A 21,815-nucleotide genomic window follows, 5' to 3' on the forward strand; every position below is an offset into this window, starting at 1 on the left:
GACACTTAGCTCGAAAATCATTCACGGATTAATGAATTTAAAGAATCACTTAAAGTCATTATTATCAATGATATAAGTTATTTGTTTGCATTCTGGCACGGCTGTTGCATAATAACAGCCAGTGGCTCATTCACCCTCTTATGTCAGCCCCTTCGGGACGCGCTACATAAACTTAGAATGACGCACAAAAAGGTGCCTGCCGTCCAACTACTGATTATAGCGATGCTTTATCAGGCCAGGGCGAAACGTCGAGTTAGGCACCGCCTCATTTCATAACAAAGCCGGGTTTTTACCCGGCTTTGTTGTATCTGAAGGGCAGACTCAGTTACGCTCTCCTCACCCCCATATTAAGAGAGTAATGCGTTGAAACGCTGGCCTGTTTTCCCTCGCTCCCTGCGACAGCTTGTCATGATGGCATTCTTGCTGATCCTGTTGCCCCTGCTGATACTGGCATGGCAGGCATGGCAAAGTCTGAATGCGCTAAGTGCCCAGGCGGCATTGACTAACCGCACGACGTTGATTGACGCCCGGCGCAGTGAAGCCATGACCAATGCAGCGCTGGAGATGGAGCGCAGCTACCGGCAGTATTGCGTGCTGGACGATCGCACCCTGGAAAAGGTCTATCAGAACCAGCGTAAACGCTACAGTGACATGCTGGATGCCCACGCCGGTGTGTTGCCGGACGATAAGCTGTATCAGGCGTTGCGTCAGGATCTAAACAGCCTTGCTCAACTACAGTGTAAAAACAGCGGGCCAGATACCGATGCCGCTGCGCGTCTTGAAGCGTTTGCTGCGGCCAATACCGAGATGGTGCAGGCCACGCGCACGGTGGTGTACTCGCGCGGGCAGCAACTGCAACAGGAGATTGCCGAGCGCGGTCAGTTCTTTGGCTGGCAGGCGCTGGTGCTGTTCCTGGTCAGTCTGGGGCTGGTTTTGCTGTTTACCCGCATGATCATCGGCCCGGTGAAAGGTATCCAGCGGATGATTAACCGTCTGGGGGAGGGGAAATCCCTCGGGGACACGGTGGCCTTTAAAGGTCCGCGTGAGTTACGCTCCGTCGGTCAGCGAATTATCTGGCTTTCTGAGCGTCTGGCATGGCTGGAGTCGCAGCGTCACCAGTTCTTGCGTCATCTTTCTCATGAGCTCAAAACACCACTCGCCAGTATGCGCGAAGGGACGGAACTGCTGGCGGACGAAGTGGCGGGGCCGCTAACCTCTGAGCAAAAAGAGATTGTCGAGATCCTGGATGCCAGTAGCCGTAATCTGCAAAAGCTGATTGAACAACTGCTGGACTACAACCGTAAGCTGGCTGATGGGGTGGTGGTGCTGGAAAAAGTCGAGATTGAGCCACTGGTGGACATGGTGATCTCCGCCCACAGCCTGCCAGCAAGAGCTAAAATGATGCATACGGAGGTGGATCTCAATGAGTCTGCCTGCCTGGCTGAACCCATGCTGTTGATGAGCGTTCTGGATAATCTTTATTCCAATGCGGTGCACTATGGTACTGAATCCGGTACCATTTACATCCGAAGTTATACCAGGGGTTCCCGGGTGTTTATCGATGTAGCGAATACGGGTACCCCCATTCCGGATGACGAAAAAACGATGATCTTCGAGCCCTTTTTCCAGGGGAGTCATCAGCGAAAAGGTGCGGTAAAAGGAAGTGGTCTGGGGCTCAGCATTGCCCGCGACTGCATACAACGCATGCAGGGTGAGCTTAAGATCGTCAGTGACGATCGCTCGGATGTGTGTTTTCGTATTGAACTGCCTCTTGAGCCGGAAAAAACAATGAAATGAGTCTATATCTGGTGAGTATGTCACACGTCTTTTCCCGCGCAGTGCGCGCGGTATTTTCCAGCAAAACAATGCGTCTGAGCGTCTCCTGTTTGCTTCTTGCGGGATGCGTTTCCCATGCACCTAAAAGTGCTATCAGCGATAAACAAAACGATAAATGGCCGGAGAATCAGCTGGCGGATTTCCTGACCACCCGTTGTGACGATCTCTGGAATTTGTCCGGGCATGAGGTTGACTCGAACCCGCTGTACTGGTTACGCGGGATAGATTGTTCCCAGCGCCTTGCTCCAGCCGCTGCCCGTGCTCAGGCAGCGCTGTGGGGCAATGAAACCTGGCAGGAAAATTTCAAACGCGCGATTTTACTGGCTGATGCCAAAATCACGCCTGTCGAACGCCGCGCCAATACCGCACGTCTGGATGCCGTCAGCGCAAATATTCCCGCGCAGGTTCGCCCGGTTTACCAGCTGTGGCGTGACGGGCAGGCATTACAACTGCAGCTCTCTGAGGAGCGTTCTCGCTATAGCAAACTGCAGCAATCGTCTGATGCCGAACTCGATACACTCCGCCAGCAACAGCAATTTTTACGTACACAGCTGGATACCACGACGCGCAAGCTTGAAAATCTGACCGATATCGAAAGACAACTTTCGACGCGTAAACCTGCGGGCAACTACCTGCCTGACGGGTCGAAAGGCAATTCTGCCACGACACCGGACAACGATACGCAGAAACAAGAGGATGTGAAGCCATGACAAGCCGTAAACCTGCCCATCTGTTGCTGGTGGATGACGACCCGGGGCTGTTAAAGCTGTTGGGGATGCGCCTGGTCAGTGAAGGCTACAGCGTGGTGACTGCGGAAAGCGGGCAGGAGGGGCTGAAAGTGCTTGGCCGCGAGAAAGTTGATCTGGTGATAAGCGACCTGCGGATGGACGAAATGGACGGCATGCAGCTGTTCGCGGAGATCCAGAAGCAGCAGCCAGGCATGCCGGTGATTATCCTGACTGCGCACGGGTCGATCCCGGATGCCGTTGCCGCGACACAGCAGGGCGTGTTCAGCTTCCTGACCAAGCCGGTGGATAAAGACGCGCTCTATAAAGCTATCGACAGTGCGCTTGAACACACGGCTCCATCGAATGATGAAGCATGGCGGGAGTCGATTGTCACGCGTAGCCCCATTATGCTGCGTCTGCTTGAGCAGGCGCGGATGGTGGCGCAATCTGACGTCAGCGTGCTGATTAACGGCCAGAGCGGAACCGGGAAAGAGATCCTGGCGCAGGCTATCCACAACGCCAGCCCGCGCAGTAAAAATGCCTTTATCGCCATTAACTGTGGCGCGTTGCCGGAGCAACTGCTTGAGTCTGAACTGTTTGGTCATGCCCGTGGAGCCTTCACCGGCGCGGTGAGCAGCCGGGAAGGGCTGTTCCAGGCGGCTGAAGGCGGTACGCTGTTCCTCGACGAAATTGGCGATATGCCAGCGCCGTTGCAGGTCAAACTGCTGCGGGTGTTGCAGGAGCGAAAAGTTCGTCCGCTTGGCAGCAATCGCGATATCGATATTAACGTGCGTATTATTTCCGCCACGCACCGCGATTTACCGAAAGTGATGGCGCGCAATGAGTTCCGTGAAGATCTCTACTACCGCCTGAACGTAGTGAACCTGAAAATTCCCGCCCTGGCCGAGCGTGCGGAAGATATCCCGCTGCTGGCGAACCATCTGCTGCGCCAGTCTGCCGATCGTCACAAACCTTTTGTGCGCGCGTTTTCCACTGATGCGATGAAACGGCTGATGACCGCAAGCTGGCCGGGCAACGTGCGCCAGCTGGTGAACGTTATTGAGCAGTGCGTGGCGCTGACGTCATCGCCGGTCATCAGCGATGCGCTGGTAGAGCAGGCGCTGGAGGGGGAAAACACGGCGCTGCCAACCTTTGCGGAAGCGCGCAACCAGTTTGAGCTTAACTATCTGCGCAAACTGCTGCAGATCACCAAAGGCAACGTGACCCACGCGGCGCGTATGGCCGGGCGCAACCGCACCGAGTTCTACAAGCTGCTGTCCCGCCATGAGCTGGAAGCAAACGATTTTAAAGAGTAATGCCGTATGGTACTGTGGGCAATCGATTACGAGGCAGCTTACAGGCAAGAGTTTAAGGACCCACCATGAAAAAGATTGATGCGATTATTAAACCTTTCAAACTGGATGATGTACGTGAAGCGCTGGCAGAAGTTGGCATCACCGGGATGACAGTGACAGAAGTGAAAGGTTTTGGTCGCCAGAAGGGCCACACCGAGCTTTACCGTGGCGCAGAGTACATGGTGGACTTTCTGCCGAAAGTGAAAATTGAAATCGTGGTGAGCGACGATATCGTGGATACCTGCGTGGATACTATTATCCGCACGGCGCAGACGGGTAAAATTGGCGACGGTAAAATCTTCGTCTTTGACGTGGCGCGTGTGATCCGTATTCGTACCGGTGAAGAAGACGACGCGGCGATTTAAGTGTGGCCCTTCGCTGCCACTCCCTGGCGGCGAAGGTGAGGTTAATTGCGCTCCGTTTCCGGTAAGGTGAGCGGCGTGTGGTTAAAGCGCCTTCTTATGCAGACGATCGCCACGATCAACACCACGCAGCCCAGCGTCCACTCGCCCATCTGAGAGAAAAAGTGTTCGTAGGCAGCAATTGCCGCGTCGCTGATTTGCGATTCTGTGGTTTGTTGCGCCACCAGCCCCGCCAGCCAGTTGGCGACCGCACCGGTTGCCAGCATGTAAATCCCCGTCAATACACCCATTACGCCAGGCAAATTCAGGCGGGTGATTTGCGCCATCGCCACCGGGTCAATAAACAGTTCGGCAAATCCCATCAGCGCCAGACCGGCGATCATCATCCCCATCGAAGCCTGACCGTGAAGCCCGCCACGGCGCGCATTGAGCGCCAGCAGCATAAAGCCGCCACCCATTAACAGCAGTCCAAGCGCGAACTTCAGCCACACGCGTATTGTGGAGCGGATGTTGCTTTCAGGGCGCGCAAGCCAGGTTAATGCAATACCTGCAGCCATAACCGCAACGGCGTTTACCGACTGAAACAGCGCTGTCGGTACTTCAAAACTGAGCAGGTGGCGGTTAACAAAGTGATCGATAAACAGGCTAATAGAGCTGCCGCCTTGCTGCGCCAGTACCCAGAACAGCGTCCCCGCCATCATCAACAGCACGATTTGCCACAGTGCGCGGCGATGTTCGGGGAAGGCGAGCATAATGCGTGTGACCACCACAATGGCAAAGACGCACACCACCGCCAGCAGATAGCCTGACCCGTTGTTTTCCAGCAGCAGGGTGAAGAATACCGGTGCGACGCACAGCATCACCAGCAGCCAGCCCCAGACAGGAAGCGCACACTTCACGGTGCTGAGCGCCCGTTTGTCGATGCCGCGCGTATGGCGGAAATGGCGATGACCGCTGAGGAAGATGAGCAAACCAATAAACATGCCAATACCCGCCAGAGCAAAGCCAACATGCCAGCCGTACCACTGTGCTGCCAGCCCACAGGCAATCGGTGCCGCGATAGATCCCACGTTTCCTGCGGCATAAAGCAGGGAAAAGCCGCCATCGCGACGTGGATCGTCGTGGGCGTAAAGTTCTCCCAGCAGGCAACTGATATTGGATTTAAACAGACCATAGCCGCAGATAATGATCGCCAGCGCGACATACAGACTCCATGTTGAATGGGATCCCATGCCCAGTACAACATGTCCAAGCGTCATCAGCAGCGCGCCGGCAATGACCGCCGCACGGTTGCCGAGCAGGCGGTCGGCCAGCCAGCCGCCGAGAATAGGGGTAACGTAAACCAGAGACGCGTAGGCGCTGAAGAGCGTAATGGCATGGCTGTCATCAAAGCCAAGCTGGTGGGTGAGGTAGAGGATGAGGAGGGCACGCATGCCATAAAAGCTGAAATATTCCCAGATCTGGATCGCTACGATGTAATAAATCGCGCGCGGTTGTGAGGGTGTTTGCATGTCATCTCCTGAACGGCGTGAAAAAAGGGAAGCGGCAGACCACTTCCCTTTGATACTTCTACTTATTTAGTGTTTTCTTTCAGCACTTTAACGGTGTAGCGACCATCCGCCTGGCGGTATGCACCGTGGATATCGGTTTCAAAGCCCGGATAATGAGCGCCGATTTCACACAGCATCTGCAGGAATTCCAGCACCGGACGGCTCTCTTCAGCGATCATCTCGCCTGGCATAACCAGTGGTACTCCCGGAGGATACGGCAGGATCATGTTGGCGTTAACGCGGCCCACCATTTCATCGAGATAAACTTCTTCCGTCTCGCCATGCAGCTCTTTCTGGAACGCGGTGTACGGGGTCATAACCATTGTCGGCAGCACTTCAAACGCGCGGAACATCAGGTCAGGCAGGTTGTGGTGTTCAACCAGCTTGTGAATGTTTTGCGCCAGATCCTGAATACGCATGTCTTCGTAGAATTCAGGGTTCTCGCGATAGAGCGAAGGCAGCATGTTTTTCACGCGCAGGTTCAGGTCAAAGGCGCGTTTGAAATCGGTGAGCGCGCGCAGCAGGCTCAGCGCTTTAGTTTTATCGATACCGATGCTGAACAAGAACAGCAGGTTGTACGGACCGGTTTTCTCTACCACGATACCTTGCTCATCGAGGTATTTCGCCACGATGCTGGCCGGAATACCGAAATCGCTCATGGTGCCGTCTTTCTTCATCCCCGGCGTCAAAATGGTGACTTTAATCGGGTCGAGGTACATGTGCTCGTTATCGATGTTTTTGAAGCCGTGCCATGCGCTATCGGAACGCAGTGCCCAGCATTCAGGCTCATCAATATGTTCTGGCTGCCACACGTCAAAGAACCAGCCGTCAGACTCGCCGTTCAGACGTTTGATCTCTTTACGGAAGCGGATGGCACGCTGGATAGAACCGTCGATCAGACGTTTACCCGAATTCCCTTTCATCATCGCTGCCGCGGTTTCGATGGAGGCGACGATACCGTAGTGCGGAGACGTCGTGGTGTGCATCATGTAGGCTTCGTTGAACGTCTCTTCGTTTACATCACCCTTCACGTGGATCATGGAAGCCTGAGAGAACGCTGCCAGCAGCTTGTGTGTGGACTGGGTTTCATAAATCACTTTACCTTCCACACGATCGCCGCTCATCCCGCATTTACCCGCGTAAATCGGTGAGAAGTTGGTGTAAGGCACCCATGCAGAGTCAAAGTGGATGGATTTTACATCCAGCGTTTTCTTGATGTAATCGGTGTTGTAGAGCAAGCCATCATACGTTGAGTTGGTGATAACTGCATGCACAGGCCAGGTCGCGTTCGGCGTCTCTTTCACGCGTTTGGCGATGGTCGTATGCTGGAATTCGCTCTGCGGAATACCACCGAGAATGCCGTACGCGTTACGGGTCGGACGGAAGTAGAGCGGCGTAATGTCACTCATCATCATCAGATGGGTCAGCGATTTGTGGCAGTTACGGTCAATCAGTACGGTGCTGCCAGCAGGCGCGGAGTACATACCAACGATTTTATTCGCGGTGGATGTCCCGTTTGTCACCATATAGCTGCGTTCGGCGTTGAATGCGCGGGCGATGTACTCTTCGGCTTCTTTATGCGGGCCGCTATGGTCGAGCAGCGAACCGAGTTCAGAGACGGAAATCGAGATATCCGACTTCATCGTGTTCGGGCCAAAGAAGTCGTAGAAAATGCTGCCGACCGGGCTTTTCTGGAACGCGGTGCCGCCCATATGGCCTGGCGTACAGAAAGTGTATTTCCCTTCACGCACATATTTAAACAGCGCTTTGGTCAGCGGTGGCAAAATAGTGTCGATGTATTCATCGGTGTTCTGTTTGATCTTGGCAGCGATATCGTCAGCAGCGCCGAGGGCATATTCAAAGAAACGCACTTTCATGCGCAGATCGTTCAGGCTGACATCAAGCGTTGAGTAAGTGTTCGCGAACGCGTACAGAGGCATGTACTCGTTCATTTTGCTGATCTCTTCGCACAGTTCGAGATTGTATTTGTCCCAGTCGAAAATCACGCCGCACAGTCGCGAATTGTTCTCAATCAGTTTCAGTAAATCTTCGCGGTCGTTAGGGTAAACAATGCGGAAATCCAGGCGCTCAAGGGCGCGATGTAGTTCACGAATAGGCTCTTCTTTAAAGTAGACGCCCATGTGATTCATAATTGCGATAACGTTCATAGTCGTATCTCCAGGTGTAAAAGGCCCCTCCCGTCACGGTGTGACAGGTGTCAGGAGGAGCTCAGAGAAAGGGGGGTTAGTGATTAACGCGCGTCGGCGACACGACTTTCAGCATCAATGTTGTTCTGGCGCTGGTACATTTTGCGGCCGTAGAACATCAGGATGATGAGGCTGACGATAAAGGTACCGGACAGTTCGAACGAGTTAGCACCCATCAGCGCGATGAAGCAGAATGCACAGCCGAGTACGGAACAGATGAGGCTTGTCAGATTGCGGACGTTAACGCCTTCAAAGCGAATCAGGTCAACACAAGAGTAGAAGTACGGCAGCATGGTCAGCAGGACGGCAATACCGGTCAGTTCGCCGAACAGGTCGGAGGCTTTACCACCGCTGGAGTTCATCACGGTGATGAGTACCATCAGCACGGTCATTTTGACGGCGGCCAGCAGCAGACCTTTTTTCGGAATACCGTTGCTGTCGACTTCGCCATACACTGCCGGGAAGTTACCGTCAGTGGCGGCACGAACCCCGGCCTGACCTACCAGCATCATCCAGGAACCCAGAGAGGTCAGGCAGGCGAATGCGGTGAAGGCGGAAACAATTGGCGCGGCCCAGCTGCCCATGATGGTTGATGCGCTGATAGCGAACGGCGCACCGGACGCGGCCATCTCTGAAGCCGGATACATACCGGAAATAACCTGAGTCGCGGCAATATAGACGATACCTGCCAGTGCAGTACCCAGCATGGTTGCCAGCGGTACGGTGCGTTTCGGGTTTTTCACCATGCCGGTGCTGACCGCTGCGGATTCAACGCCAACGAATGCCCACAGGCACAGCAGGATACTTTTGACCACCGCATGTGGATCGGTTGTGGTTGAGGTGTTCCAGTTTGCCTGATAGATAGCGGCGTCAAACCAGTGCCAGCCCGCGATAGCAGTAACAACCACCGGGATCAATACCAGCACCAGGCCGATGGTGGTCAGACGGCTAACCCAGGTACCACCCAGCATATTCACGAAGGTGAAGATCCAGACAATCGCAATACAGGCGAGACCTGCCGGTATAGGGTTATTTAATGCCGGGAAGAACGTGGAGAGATAAGATACGGCGGTAATACCGATAGCCAGGTTACCAATCCAGTTTGCATGATAATAAAGCACGCCGGTCTGGAAACCGAAAGCTGGGGATAATTCTCCCGCGTAAGCAATCGGACCACCCTGTTGTGGGTTTTTGGTCGCCAGTCGTGCATAAACATAGGCCAGAGACATCGCACCGATAATAGAAATCACCCAACCCCAGATAGCAATACCGCCGATACTGGCAAGGTTCGCCGGTAATAAAGCAATACCGCTACCCATCATATTTCCGGCGACGACGCCGGTACAGGCAAATAGCCCGATCTTTTTGGCTGAACTCATGTTCATTTCTCCTGAGCTTTATTTTTTGAGGTGCGGGTCGTTATCTGATGTCACTCAGCGATCCGACCGACTGGCGACAAGATTACGGATGCGGGAAGGAAAAATCCTAAAGATAAAATGAAATAAAAAACAACTTCAAAAAAATGACACCATGAGGTTTTTTTATTAACACATCAGGATAAAAAGTTTAGGTCAGGAAAAGATAAATATTGTTATTTTATAGTCTGTTGGTGATGTAATCTGGCGGGGTGTTTATGTTGCCATGAGGTAACAATCAATACACCATGGCAACAATTTAACTACTTTAATAAGAGTGTTATTTAACGCGGTAATGATGCTGCGCTATTTTTCACTGTTCATTTTTCAGAAAGGTTTGTAAGTACGGAACGATTTTTTTGATTGAGGTATGAAAAACACCATTCTCAATCCAGTAGAGCGTGTTATCCCCTGGGCGTAAATTAAACGCTGTAATATAGGCGTCGGCAGCCAGACGATTTTCGCCCTTCATTTCGTATACTTTTCCTAACAGCACATAATTTAACCATGACATTTCAAGATCAATGCTTTTATTAATGTCAGTGTATGCGTCATCAATATCGCCTTTAGTTAGCGCATCGATGGTTTGTATTTGATACCACGGCGCAGTGTCCTGAACGCCTGGTCGTTGTGCTATTTTGTCCAGCTCATTATTGAGCCCTTGCAGCTGTGTTTTATCAAATTGCTGCTGCGAATGACGTAATACATCAACCAGAATTTTTCCCGATAAGGCGAAAGTAAAGTCTGGTGCGTCTTTCGTGACCATCTCAAGTATTTCACTGGCTTTATTTAATGATGCAACATCACCTTCTACAATCAGCTGGTTTGCCTGGTAGTATTGCGCCAGCGGCATACTTTTCGAATGGCGGAATTGCTCAAGCAGTGCCTGCATGCGCGGCGGCCAGGGCTGCGTCAACACCGAGGAAAGGCTATGGAGGAGATCCTCCTGCACTGATAGCAGCGTGTTGTCGGTAATAAAATAACGCTTGTCCAGCATGATGGAGCTGTCGGCGTTATCGACCAGCAATACCGACATAAAGCACTGCTGTGCCCGGTAGTGGCGCTGATTTACGAATTTGATGGTGAGCGTTTTCCCTGAACTGCTGGGCTCTGTCACGTTATAGTTGGTCTTGTCATGCACCATAAAGGTGGAGAAGGTATTCAGCGACGTGGTGATCAGATTGCCAAGGCCAATCGCATAGGACTGTTGAGACGTCCAGCTATTACAGGAGTTACCGGGCTCAAAGCGCACGTCAATATCTCGCGGATTGAGCAGCAGGCGCGTACTGGTGACCGGGGGATGGGAGTTGACAAGCGACATTAATACCAGCGCAATCAGCGCGCCGAGTGAAGACAAAAACAGTAGCCAGGTCCAGAACGTTGCGATGCGCTTGCGCCGATCGACTTTGTCCCGTGCCAGACGAAATGAGGGTGACGGTAAAGTTGACGAGGTCATCGTCTGAGGCTGTGTTTCTGTTACCCTGATGGGAAGCACTGCGGGTGGTGTGGCGAGAGAAGGGGGAGTGATATCTGGCTCTTCTTCCGTACACCAGACGGCAGTGGCGGTAAGCTTGTAGCCGCGCTTTGGCACCGTGGCGATATATTCAGGGCTTTGTTCGTTACCATCCTTCAGCGACTTACGAAGTTCAGAAATGCTCTGGGTCACTACATGACTGGTGACAATGTTGCGCATCCAGATGTTATCAATAAGCTCATCCCGGCTCAGTACTTCATCGGGGTGTCTGGCGAAATACATCAAAAGGTCAATTAAACGTGGTTCAAGCGTTAGCTGACGGCCCTGACGGCTAATTTGATTTACGGACGGGGTAACCAGCCAATCGCCAACGCGCACAACAGGTTGTTGCATAAAAAAAGCGCCCTAAAGCGGAAAAGGGGAAGGACCAATCATAACACAAATGACTTACCCATTATTGATAAGCAACATGAGTCAGTACCGGGGATGAAAATAACAAAACGGGCACCGCAGGACGCGGCACCCGGGGGGAAATGTGGAGTTTACAGTACCTTATGTGGGCCAAAACACTCGTAATGAATGTTTTCTGGCTTCACGTTCAGTTCTACCAGCTGCTTCGCGGCATACTGCATAAACGCCACTGGCCCACAGACGTAGAACTGCATCTCTGGTGTGCTGAACGCTCCCTCATGCTGGCTTAAATCGATCAGACCTTCGCTGTCGAAACGGGCAGCGGCGCGGTCGGCCTCCGTCGGCAGACGATACCAGGTGTGTGCGTTAAAGCGTGGCAGGCCAGTCGCCAGCGTTTTCACTTCATCCGCAAATGCGTGTACATCGCCGTTCTCGGCGGCGTGGAACCAGTTCACCTGTGCATTGTGATGAGACTTCGCCAGCGTATCCAGCATCGCCAGCATTGGCGTTTGACCCACGCCCGCGGAGATCAGCGTTACAGGCGTATTCGCTTCAACGGTCATAAAGAAGTCGCCGGCAGGTGCCGCCAGCTGAACCACATCGCCCACATTCGCTTCATTATGCAGCCAGGTAGAAACCTGACCACCGTCTTCGCGTTTCACGGCAATGCGATAACCTTTACCGTCGGGTTTGCGGGTCAGGGAGTATTGACGGATCTCCTGGTGCGGGAAGCCTTCAGGCTTCAGCCAGACGCCCAGATACTGGCCTGGCTGATAATCAGCGACCGGCTGGCCATCAACCGGCTCGAACTCAAAGCTGGTAATCAATGCACTGCGTGGTGTTTTCCCGACGATGCGGAATGCACGTGTACCTTCCCAGCCGCCGTTTTTATTGGCGTTCTCGCTGTAGATCTGTGCTTCACGGTTGATAAACACGTTTGCCAGCACGCCGTAGGCTTTACCCCATGCGTCCAGAACGTCCTGACCCGGGCTGAACATCTCATCCAGCGTCGCCAGCAGGTGGCCGCCGACAATGTTGTACTGCTCTGGTTTGATCTGGAAGCTGGTATGTTTCTGCGCAATTTTCTCTACCGCAGGCAGCAGCGCCGCCAGGTTTTCGATATTGCTGGCATAGGCCGCGATGGCGTTAAACAGGGCTTCACGCTGATCGCCGTTACGCTGGTTGCTCATGTTGAAAATCTCTTTGAGCTCCGGGTTATGCGTGAACATGCGATCGTAGAAATGGGCGGTGAGTTTAGGACCCGTTTCAACCAGCAGGGGGATAGTGGCTTTAACGGTAGCGATGGTTTGAGCGTCGAGCATAGCAGCTTCCTTCAGATGTGACTTTAATGATGTATTTTGAATGCATCTTATAAAAAATACCCCTGCGTTGTAAATGGTTCTTTGCATCATGAAAAATATGCATCACAAACCTGAAAAGAAATCCATTGATAATGGCGAGGGCTTTATTCCTCAAACCCTTGCGTGGCGTGAAGGAAAACGTTTGCGTAAAATCGTTTGTCAAGACCTGTTATCGCAGAACTAATCAGTTATACTGTTGCGCGTTGTCCAACTGGACTGCCTTTTCAGGCCAAAATTTTATTGTTAGCTGAGTCAGGAGATGCGGATGTTAAAGCGTGAAATGAACATTGCCGATTATGATGCCGAACTGTGGCAGGCTATGGAGCAGGAAAAAGTACGTCAGGAAGAGCACATCGAACTGATCGCCTCCGAAAACTACACCAGCCCGCGCGTTATGCAGGCGCAGGGTTCTCAGCTGACCAACAAATATGCTGAAGGTTACCCGGGCAAGCGCTACTACGGCGGTTGCGAGTACGTTGATATCGTTGAGCAACTGGCGATTGATCGTGCAAAAGAACTGTTCGGTGCTGACTACGCTAACGTGCAGCCGCACTCAGGCTCTCAGGCTAACTTCGCGGTCTACACCGCTCTGCTGCAGCCGGGCGATACCGTTCTGGGTATGAACCTGGCACAAGGCGGTCACCTGACTCACGGCTCCCCGGTTAACTTCTCCGGCAAACTGTACAACATCATCCCTTACGGTATTGATGAGTCCGGTAAAATTGACTACGAAGACATGGCGAAGCAGGCTAAAGAGCACAAGCCGAAAATGATCATCGGTGGTTTCTCTGCTTACTCCGGTATCGTTGACTGGGCAAAAATGCGTGAAATCGCAGACAGCATCGGTGCTTACCTGTTCGTTGATATGGCGCACGTTGCAGGTCTTATTGCCGCAGACGTTTACCCGAACCCGGTTCCACATGCTCACGTTGTGACTACCACTACCCATAAAACCCTGGCAGGTCCACGCGGTGGCCTGATCCTGGCGAAAGGCGGTAGCGAAGAGCTGTATAAGAAACTGAACTCTGCCGTCTTCCCAAGCGCGCAGGGTGGCCCGCTGATGCACGTTATTGCGGGTAAAGCGGTTGCGCTGAAAGAAGCGATGGAGCCAGAGTTTAAAGTTTACCAGCAGCAGGTTGCGAAAAACGCCAAAGCGATGGTAGAAGTGTTCCTGAACCGTGGCTACAAAGTGGTGTCTGGCGGTACTGAAAACCACCTGTTCCTGCTGGATCTGGTTGATAAAAACCTGACCGGTAAAGAAGCTGACGCTGCCCTCGGCCGTGCCAACATCACCGTGAACAAAAACAGCGTGCCTAACGATCCGAAGAGCCCGTTCGTGACTTCCGGTATCCGTATCGGTTCTCCGGCTGTCACTCGCCGTGGCTTTAAAGAAGCAGAAGTGAAAGAGCTGGCTGGCTGGATGTGTGACGTTCTGGACAACATCAATGACGAAGCGGTAATCGAGCGCGTCAAAGGTAAAGTTCTGGATATCTGCGCACGCTTCCCGGTATACGCATAATTCCTCTGCTTTGCAGAAATAAAAAAGGCCGCGTTTGCGGCCTTTTTTTATGGTTTAGCGCCGGTCAAGGGATATTGCCCCCGGCCCCACGATAGCCAGCAAAATAAATGCACCAGCAATACTGATATTCTTGTAGAAGTTAATCATGTTTGGCACAACCGCATCACCGGTCATATCCCAGTAACGGTGGCCAATAATTGCCGTACCCAGCGTGTAGAAAATAAAGAGCACGGCGACAGGGCGGGTGAAAAAGCCGAGCACGATCAGAATTGCAGCGGGGATCTCCATCACCACCGCAATAATCGCTGCCAGCATCGGCATCGGTGCGCCCAGTGAGGTCATATATTGTACGGTTCCGCTAAACCCTATGAGTTTCGGATAGCCAAAGATGATAAACAGCACAGCAAGTGCGATACGGGCAATCAACAGCAACAGGTGGCGTGACTGACCGAAATCAAAATAGCGTAGAGTGTTCATAGCAGGCTCGTTTTTGAGGGGACCTGTTTTAAAACTAATACACAAATCAATACTCTGCCATTCAGCTTTTCTTCATAAATCAGGTATCAGGGTGATTTAAAAAATGGGTATCGCTATTATTCACCTAACTGCGATTCCACATATAAATAACCAATCCCCAGAATTTGCTGCGTGCGGCTGAGCCGGCCAAAACTGATATGCGTTGCTTTAATTCCCGGCCCATCATTTTTATCAAAAGGATTAAATCCTGTTTGGTGAGTGATGGCATTGAGCCAGCTCTCTCCAAACGCGCAGCTACGCCCGTAAAGCCATATCTGGTTAATATTCAGGATATTGAGAAAATTATACAGGCTCAGACCAATAGCGTTGGCCGCGTTTTCTACCCACGCCTGAACCCGTACGTCTCCTTGCTGCCAGGCGTGGATCAGTGCGCTGGTCGTGAGTTGTTCCGGTGAGAATTCTGCTCCAGGCTGGGTTTTTAACCAGACGCGGGCCTGCTTCTTCAGAGCGCTCAACGAGGCGATCGTTTCAAGGCAACCGTAGCGGCCGCAGTCACAGGCGTTGCCGTCTGGATCCACAATAGTGTGCCCGATCTGTCCACTTCCGTAGAGGTTGCCGCGATAAATCTGATCGTTTATTACAAAGGATGAACCAATTCCGTAATCGACGTTTATGACGCAAAAATCTTGATCCGCCCCAGGGTTTTGCCATTTTTCCGCCAGAGCCAGCATCACGCAGTCATTATCTATCCTGACGTGGATCCCCAGCTGTTCCTCAAGCAGATATTTCATCTCGAGCGGTGCTTTCCACTGCGCTTGTGGCATCGTTTGCGATACCCCTGTGACCGGGTCGACCTGCCCATGCACGCCCAACGCAAGATTGATTCGCTGTTCAGGGTAACGTTTGTGATACTGCCGCCAGCAGTTTGCTATCGCGCCGAGAAGGGTCTGTGGATCGGGCGCATTGATGGTGATGTGCTGAAGATCGCCCACTGCCAGCAGGCGGGCATCCGCAAGCTGACACTCAATGCTGGTGGGTGAGACCGTCATGCATAGCGTCCATGCTCCATGATGGGGGATTTGATAGCTACCACTATTGAGCCCGCGGGCACTCATTTTTTCTGCCGAATGGCTGATTCGCCCCTCATCAAGCAGTTCTTCAAGAATGTTGCTCACCGCCGGAATTGACAGCCCCGTCAGCTGCGCCAGACGCGATTTACTCAGCTGTTTTTCACGCCATAAATGCGACAAAAATATCACCTTGTTGGCCTGACGAACCCGCGCATTATTCAAACCCGCTCGCAACATATACTTAACTCCCTTAACTGTATTGCGTGAACGCTGCGCATTTTAGCAGCGAATACACACTATAAACTCAATGTATTCCATTTTTTACTTTATTTCATTTAGTGGAGAGCAGAATGCACGGTTCAGTTAAGGTATGGCAGGAAACCATTACCCTTCCTACGTGGACGACAGGGGCTGAAGATCCCAACCCCATGTTTCTGGAAAAACGCGTCTATCAGGGCTCCTCAGGCGCGGTCTATCCCTACGGCGTCATTGATACGCTGACCGGGGAACGCGAAATGCGCGACTACCAGGCGGTTTGGCTGGAGAATGATTTCATTCGTGTGATGCTACTGCCTGAACTTGGCGGACGTATCCATCGTGCTTACGACAAAGTAAAGCAGCGTGATTTCGTCTACTACAACGAAGTGGTTAAACCTGCGCTGGTGGGGTTGTTGGGGCCGTGGATCTCCGGTGGTATCGAGTTCAACTGGCCGCAGCATCACCGCCCAACAACCTTTATGCCGGTTGATTTCACCCGGCAGGCTGGTGAAAACGGCGAGCAAACCGTCTGGATGGGGGAAGTGGAGCCGATGCGTGGCCTGCAGGTGATGACGGGATTTACTCTCTATCCTGACCGCGCGTTGATCGAAATCACTGGCAAAGTCTTTAACGGTAATGTGACACCGCGCCATTTCCTGTGGTGGGCGAACCCGGCTGTCAAAGGTGGCGATGCGCACCAGAGTGTCTTCCCACCGGATGTCACCGCCGTTTTTGATCACGGTAAGCGTGATGTCTCGGCTTTCCCTATCGCCACGGGTACTTACTACAAAGTGGACTATTCGGCGGGAGTGGATATCTCCCGCTACCGAAATGTACCAGTACCAACCTCCTACATGGCTGAAAAATCAGATTACGATTTTGTCGGGGCTTACCATCACGATGAACGAGGTGGCCTGCTGCACGTTGCCGATCACCATGTCTCGCCGGGTAAAAAACAGTGGAGCTGGGGTTACGATGATTTTGGCCAGGCCTGGGACCGTAATCTGACTGATGAAAATGGCCCCTATATCGAACTGATGACCGGAGTGTTCACCGACAACCAACCAGACTTCACGTGGCTCGCACCGTTTGAAGAGAAGATCTTCGTTCAGAACTTCCTGCCCTATAGCGAGCTGGGGATGGTGCAAAATGCCAGCACTCAGATGGCGATGAAATTGGTCAGAGAGTCGCCGCTGCTGCAGACTGGGATCTACGCCATTGCCCCGCTGGATAACATCCTCGTCGAACTGAGTGCCGACCAGAAGCCGATTTTTGAAACCCATCTGACGTTAGCGCCGGGAGAAAGCTGGCAACAAACATTGCCGGATAATTACCCGCAGCGCTTAACCATGACGGTTAAGTCGGCACAGGGCCAGACGCTACTTCACTATCAGGAACATCAGGCACAGGAGACATCGTTACCCGATCCTGCCCGCGCCCCTGCAATGCCAGAAAACATCACTAACGCTGATGAGCTCTATTTTATTGGTCAGCATCTGGAACAGTACAACCATGCCAGCCGCTTTGCGGCTGATTATTACCGCCGGGCGATTGAACTCGACCCATATGATTATCGTAACAACGTTGCCCTGGGCACGCTTGCACTTAACTCCGCTGACTGGGTACTGGCGGAACGCTGTGCCCGCGCCGCACTCACGCGTGCCCATCGGTTGAATAAAAACCCCCGCGATGGAGAGGCCAGCATGCTGTTGGCAACGGCACTCGAGCGACAGGGGGATATCACAGGGGCATGGGATAACTACTTCAAAGCATCGTGGAGCGGCAACTGTCGGGATGCGGCATTTTGGGCACTGGCACGTCTGGCGATGAAGCGTGGCGATGCGAAAGACGCCCTCGAAAAAGTCACTGTTAGCCTGCAGGTAAACGGGGCAAACCATCTGGCAATGGGGCTGAAAGCACTGGCGCTATTTGATTGCGGGCACCAGGACGAGGCACTGGACTTTATCAGTCAAAGTCTGACGCAGTATCCGCTGAGCTATCCGCTTCACTGTGCGCGTTGGCTGCTCGCTCAGGACCCGGAATCACAGGCGATGTTGTTGCAGGTCACCGGGCGGCGCGGGATTAACGCCAGTATGCTCTCCGGGTGGCTGGTTTCTCTGGGACGCACAGATGCGGCAGAGAAGGTGCTGATGCTGCTGGACTGCCAGGAGACAATTCCGTTGCTGTGGCAGGCATCACTGAGCCAAAAACGAGAGGTGCGTGAGCGCTTACTGGATGCGGCGCAGAACTGCCACGCCCGGCATGTTCGTTTCCCCAATACGCTCGATGAAGTTCAGATGCTGCAGACTCTCAAAGATGATCCGTTTGCAGGTTATCTGCTGGGCTGTTTCTGGTATAGCAAACGCCGGTATGACGAGGCCGTTTCCTGTTGGCAGGATACTTTAGTGCGCCTGCCGGACTATGCGCCTGCGCACCGTCTGTTGGGGATCTATGCCTGGAATAAGCAGCACGACGCGACAGCTGCGATGGTCAGACTGCAGCGGGCCGTTGACATCGAGCCGGACAATGCCCGTTTTCTGTTTGAGCTGGATTACCTGAAGAAGCTAACAGCCACAGCGGCCAGCGAGCGCCTGAGCCTGCTTGAGACTCGTATGGCGGTTGTTATGCGACGTGATGATCTGACGGCGGAGCTGTTAAGTCTGTGGAATAGCCAGGGGCAGTATGCGGCGGCGGCGCAGATCCTACAGACTCGCCAGTTCCATCCCTGGGAGGGCGGCGAGGGCAAAGTCACCGGGCAATATCTTCTCAACCAGATGCACCAGGCGTTAGATGCCATTGCGGAGAACGACATCCCCGTGGCCATGCGCTGGCTGGGAGAAGCGCTCCAGTATCCGCGCAACCTGGGGGAAGGGCGCTTACCCGGACAGACAGATAATGACATCAGATATCTGCTTGGCTTCTGTGCGCTGAAAAAAGGTGAGCTGCAGCAGGCGCAGTTGCACTTCCAGCAGGCTGCGTGCGGTGGCACAACGCTCGACGCTGGCCGCTACTACAACGACCAGCCAGCGGATTATCTGTTCTGGCAGGGTATGGCGTTACGGGCAGGCGGTCAGGTGGAAGAGGCCGGGCGGCACTTCCGTAGTTTCCTGAAATGGGTAGAGCATCACCACAACGATATCCCCGAAGCCGATTTCTTTGCAGTATCGCTTCCGGATCTGGTGGTTCTTGATACGTCCGCAGCGGTGCAGCACCAGCAACACTGTCTGTTTATCGAGGCGTTGGGGCATCTGGGGCTGGGCGAAATGTCAGCCAGTCAGAAAGCGATGCAACAACTGCTGGCGATAAATCCTGCTCACGATAAAGCGCATCTTATTCTGCATGCACAGCGATGCGGCATCTTTGCCTGAACCTTAACCGGGCGGGAGAACCCGCCCAAACCCTACTGTTCCCTGCGTTTCCCTTATAGAGGAATCAAAATGAATAACGCGCAGACACATCTCAAAATGGGCTACATCTGGACGATCTGTCTGGTGGCGGCCTGCGGTGGTTTATTGTTTGGTTATGACTGGGTGGTGATTGGTGGTGCGAAGCCGTTTTATGAGGCGTACTTTTCGATTACCGATCCTGCTCAGTCTGGCTGGGCGATGAGTTCTGCTCTGGCCGGATGCGTGTTTGGCGCGCTCATTTCTGGCTGGTGCGCCGACCGTCTCGGACGAAAGATCCCGCTAATTCTCTCGGCAATCCTGTTCAGCGCGTCGGCGTTGGGTACGGCGCTGGCGAGCAATTTCGAGATGTTCGTTATCTACCGCATTGTCGGTGGGTTGGGGATTGGTCTGGCGTCGGCATTGAGCCCGCTCTATATCGCTGAGGTTAGTCCGGCGGAAAAACGTGGACGCTTTGTTGCCGTTAACCAACTGACCATTGTCATCGGTGTGCTGGCGGCACAGTTGGTAAACCTGATGATTGCCGATCCTGTTGCCAGCGGTGCCACGCAGCAAACACTCCTCAACACCTGGAACGGCCAGGTGGGCTGGCGCTGGATGTTTGGTGCAGAGCTGCTCCCGGCAGTGGTCTTTCTGGTGCTGATGTTCCTGGTGCCTGAATCACCGCGCTGGCTGATGAAAGCCGGAAAAACGGAGCGTGCCCGGGCCACGCTTGAACGAATTGGCTCCACGGCTTATGCCAGTCAAACCTTGCAGGAAATAGCCCAGACGCTGGTGAAAGACAACAACAAAGTCTCTTACTCTGCGCTGCTCGCCCCTCAGGTTAAACCCATCGTCATTATCGGGATGGTGCTGGCGGTGTTTCAGCAGTGGTGCGGTATCAACGTCATCTTTAACTACGCGCAGGAGATATTTGCCTCCGCCGGATTTGATATCAACGGAACCCTGAAATCCATCGTTGCCACCGGTATTATCAACCTGGTCTTTACTATCGCGGCATTGCCGCTGGTGGATAAACTTGGGCGACGCAAGCTAATGTTACTGGGCGCAAGTGGTCTCACCGTGATCTACGTGCTGATTGCCGGAGCTTATGCGTTGGGGATCATGGGGTGGCCGGTACTGGTGCTGGTTCTGGCGGCTATTGCCATTTATGCCCTGACGCTGGCCCCGGTAACCTGGGTGCTTCTCTCTGAGATCTTTCCTAATCGCGTGCGTGGTATGGCGATTTCGCTGGGAACGCTGGCGCTGTGGATCGCGTGCTTCCTGCTCACCTACACCTTCCCGTTGCTGAATGCCGGGTTGGGCGCAGCGGGCAGCTTCCTGCTGTACGGTATCATCTGTGCGCTGGGCTTCATCTATATTCTGCGAAATGTCCCTGAAACCAAAGGTGTGACGCTGGAGGCACTGGAAACCCAGCTGGCGCAGCGACACGGGGTGGCCCCTGCGGTTAAGCAGGAACAGGCACACTGATGGTGCAGGCTATTACTCTGGAAAACGCGCATCTGCGGTTGCGCGTTGATCCACAAGGTGGTGCGATAAACGCGCTGTTCTCACTCCATCATCAGCGCCCTGTTTTGCAGGCACCGCCGGGCCAGCAGCCGCTGTTTCCAATGCTGCCGCTGGCAAATCGGGTCGCCGGGAATCGGTTTTTGCTGCATGGTCGTGAGGTGGTATTACCGAAAAGCCCGCGTGACACCGATTTTTATCTGCATGGTGACGGTTGGATCAAGCCCTGGCAGGTTGTTTCCTTCTCCGCCACCGAGTGTGTATTACAGCTTCGAAGCATAGAGCCCTGCGGTTTCGACTATCTGGTGCAACTGTGTTACCGACTTGTCGATAATGTGTTCCATGTCAGTCTGACGCTCACCCACTGTGGCACAGAACCCATGTTGTATGGATTAGGGGCTCATCCCTGGTTCTGTTTTGAACCTGGGAGTACGGCACAGTTCAGCGCCAGTGGTTACTGGCCGGAAGGGGAAAACCACCTGCCGCTGCAATGGCAGGGGGAGCTACCCGCTCACGCGGATTTTCATTCGGCGCAATATGGACGAGATGAGTGGCTGAATGTCTGCTATTCCGGCTGGAGTGGGCAGGCGATATTGCGAAATAATGAGATGGAAATCACACTTCTTTCGCAAACTCCCTGGTTGATGCTATTCAGAATGTCGGGGCAGTCATTTCTTTGCCTTGAACCTCAAAGCCACCCGGTAAATGCCCACCAGATGCCGGGACAGCCAGGTTTGGTGATGCTTTCTGGCGGGGAGGAAACCCATTTTTCAATGGCAATAGTGGTCAATTCAACAGTGGAAAAATGTTAATTTATTGTTAATGTGACACTTGCGCCTCCCGGCGTTTACCGCCAGACTAGCGCCTTCATTTCGGGAGGGA

General features: G+C 53.3%; 15 protein-coding genes. 8 read left to right on the plus strand and 7 right to left on the minus strand.

The genetic code is table 11. The features are described from left to right. The first annotated feature begins 363 nt into the window (after nucleotides 1-363). The 4 genes from qseE (at nucleotide 364) to glnB (ending at nucleotide 4,284) form a co-directional block, all read left to right on the plus strand. Nucleotides 364-1,797, plus strand: coding sequence for a two component system sensor histidine kinase QseE/GlrK (gene qseE, locus ACHHZ6_RS12840; RefSeq protein WP_182918791.1), 1,434 nt, complete (start codon nucleotides 364-366; stop codon nucleotides 1,795-1,797). Next, nucleotides 1,794-2,546: a two-component system QseEF-associated lipoprotein QseG gene (gene qseG, locus ACHHZ6_RS12845; protein ID WP_182272311.1), complete on the plus strand. Its 753-nt coding sequence runs from the start codon at nucleotides 1,794-1,796 to the stop codon at nucleotides 2,544-2,546. The genes qseE and qseG overlap by 4 nt, the downstream gene beginning before the upstream one ends. Continuing rightward, nucleotides 2,543-3,880 carry a two-component system response regulator GlrR gene (glrR, locus tag ACHHZ6_RS12850; RefSeq protein ID WP_196390357.1) on the plus strand — a complete coding sequence of 446 codons (1,338 nt, stop codon included), beginning with the start codon at nucleotides 2,543-2,545 and terminating at the stop codon, nucleotides 3,878-3,880. The genes qseG and glrR overlap by 4 nt, the downstream gene beginning before the upstream one ends. 65 nt (nucleotides 3,881-3,945) lie before the next feature. After that, nucleotides 3,946-4,284: a nitrogen regulatory protein P-II gene (gene glnB / locus ACHHZ6_RS12855; RefSeq protein ID WP_003860685.1), complete on the plus strand. Its 339-nt coding sequence runs from the start codon at nucleotides 3,946-3,948 to the stop codon at nucleotides 4,282-4,284. Between the two features lie 41 nt (nucleotides 4,285-4,325). On the opposite strand, the gene ACHHZ6_RS12860 is transcribed toward glnB, so the two are convergent. The 5 genes from ACHHZ6_RS12860 to hmpA form a co-directional block, all read right to left on the minus strand. Continuing rightward, complete coding sequence (locus ACHHZ6_RS12860; protein ID WP_182918790.1) at nucleotides 4,326-5,792, minus strand: oligopeptide:H+ symporter; 1,467 nt, start codon at nucleotides 5,790-5,792, stop codon at nucleotides 4,326-4,328. A gap of 62 nt (nucleotides 5,793-5,854) precedes the next feature. Next, nucleotides 5,855-7,999 (minus strand): lysine decarboxylase CadA, encoded by a 2,145-nt coding sequence (cadA, locus tag ACHHZ6_RS12865; RefSeq protein ID WP_182272308.1) that lies wholly within the window; start codon nucleotides 7,997-7,999, stop codon nucleotides 5,855-5,857. An 83-nt stretch (nucleotides 8,000-8,082) separates the two neighbouring features. Continuing rightward, nucleotides 8,083-9,417, minus strand: a complete 1,335-nt coding sequence (gene cadB / locus ACHHZ6_RS12870; RefSeq protein WP_182272307.1) for a cadaverine/lysine antiporter — start codon at nucleotides 9,415-9,417, stop codon at nucleotides 8,083-8,085. A gap of 349 nt (nucleotides 9,418-9,766) precedes the next feature. Next, nucleotides 9,767-11,320 (minus strand): lysine decarboxylation/transport transcriptional activator CadC, encoded by a 1,554-nt coding sequence (gene cadC, locus ACHHZ6_RS12875; RefSeq protein WP_395122303.1) that lies wholly within the window; start codon nucleotides 11,318-11,320, stop codon nucleotides 9,767-9,769. Nucleotides 11,321-11,469: 149 nt separating this feature from the next. Then, a complete protein-coding gene (gene hmpA, locus ACHHZ6_RS12880; RefSeq protein ID WP_182918787.1) occupies nucleotides 11,470-12,660 on the minus strand; it encodes an NO-inducible flavohemoprotein in 1,191 nt (396 codons plus the stop codon). A gap of 304 nt (nucleotides 12,661-12,964) precedes the next feature. Between hmpA and glyA the strand changes: the two genes are divergently transcribed. Then, entirely contained in the window at nucleotides 12,965-14,218 is a 1,254-nt protein-coding gene (glyA, locus tag ACHHZ6_RS12885) for a serine hydroxymethyltransferase (protein WP_014071358.1), read from the plus strand. 54 nt (nucleotides 14,219-14,272) lie between these two features. Here glyA and ACHHZ6_RS12890 read toward each other — a convergent pair whose 3' ends face one another. Then, the gene (locus ACHHZ6_RS12890; protein ID WP_182272304.1) at nucleotides 14,273-14,695 is read right to left on the minus strand and encodes a DoxX family protein; all 423 of its coding nucleotides are present in this window, start codon (nucleotides 14,693-14,695) and stop codon (nucleotides 14,273-14,275) included. A 116-nt stretch (nucleotides 14,696-14,811) separates the two neighbouring features. After that, a complete protein-coding gene (locus tag ACHHZ6_RS12895; protein WP_182918786.1) occupies nucleotides 14,812-16,002 on the minus strand; it encodes an ROK family transcriptional regulator in 1,191 nt (396 codons plus the stop codon). A 113-nt stretch (nucleotides 16,003-16,115) separates the two neighbouring features. Between ACHHZ6_RS12895 and ACHHZ6_RS12900 the strand changes: the two genes are divergently transcribed. The 3 genes from ACHHZ6_RS12900 to ACHHZ6_RS12910 all read left to right on the plus strand — a co-directional run bounded on the left by ACHHZ6_RS12900 (nucleotide 16,116) and on the right by ACHHZ6_RS12910 (nucleotide 21,745). Beyond that, nucleotides 16,116-19,391 carry a DUF5107 domain-containing protein gene (locus tag ACHHZ6_RS12900; protein ID WP_395122307.1) on the plus strand — a complete coding sequence of 1,092 codons (3,276 nt, stop codon included), beginning with the start codon at nucleotides 16,116-16,118 and terminating at the stop codon, nucleotides 19,389-19,391. 69 nt (nucleotides 19,392-19,460) lie between these two features. Then, entirely contained in the window at nucleotides 19,461-20,897 is a 1,437-nt protein-coding gene (locus tag ACHHZ6_RS12905; RefSeq protein ID WP_395122309.1) for a sugar porter family MFS transporter, read from the plus strand. Further along, entirely contained in the window at nucleotides 20,897-21,745 is an 849-nt protein-coding gene (locus tag ACHHZ6_RS12910) for an aldose 1-epimerase (protein ID WP_395122310.1), read from the plus strand. Before ACHHZ6_RS12905 ends, ACHHZ6_RS12910 begins: the two co-directional genes overlap by 1 nt. Nucleotides 21,746-21,815 lie beyond the last annotated feature (70 nt).

The sequence above is a fragment of the Enterobacter cloacae complex sp. 2024EL-00214 genome (genome assembly GCF_043945575.1).
GTDB lineage: Bacteria > Pseudomonadota > Gammaproteobacteria > Enterobacterales > Enterobacteriaceae > Enterobacter > Enterobacter cloacae_P.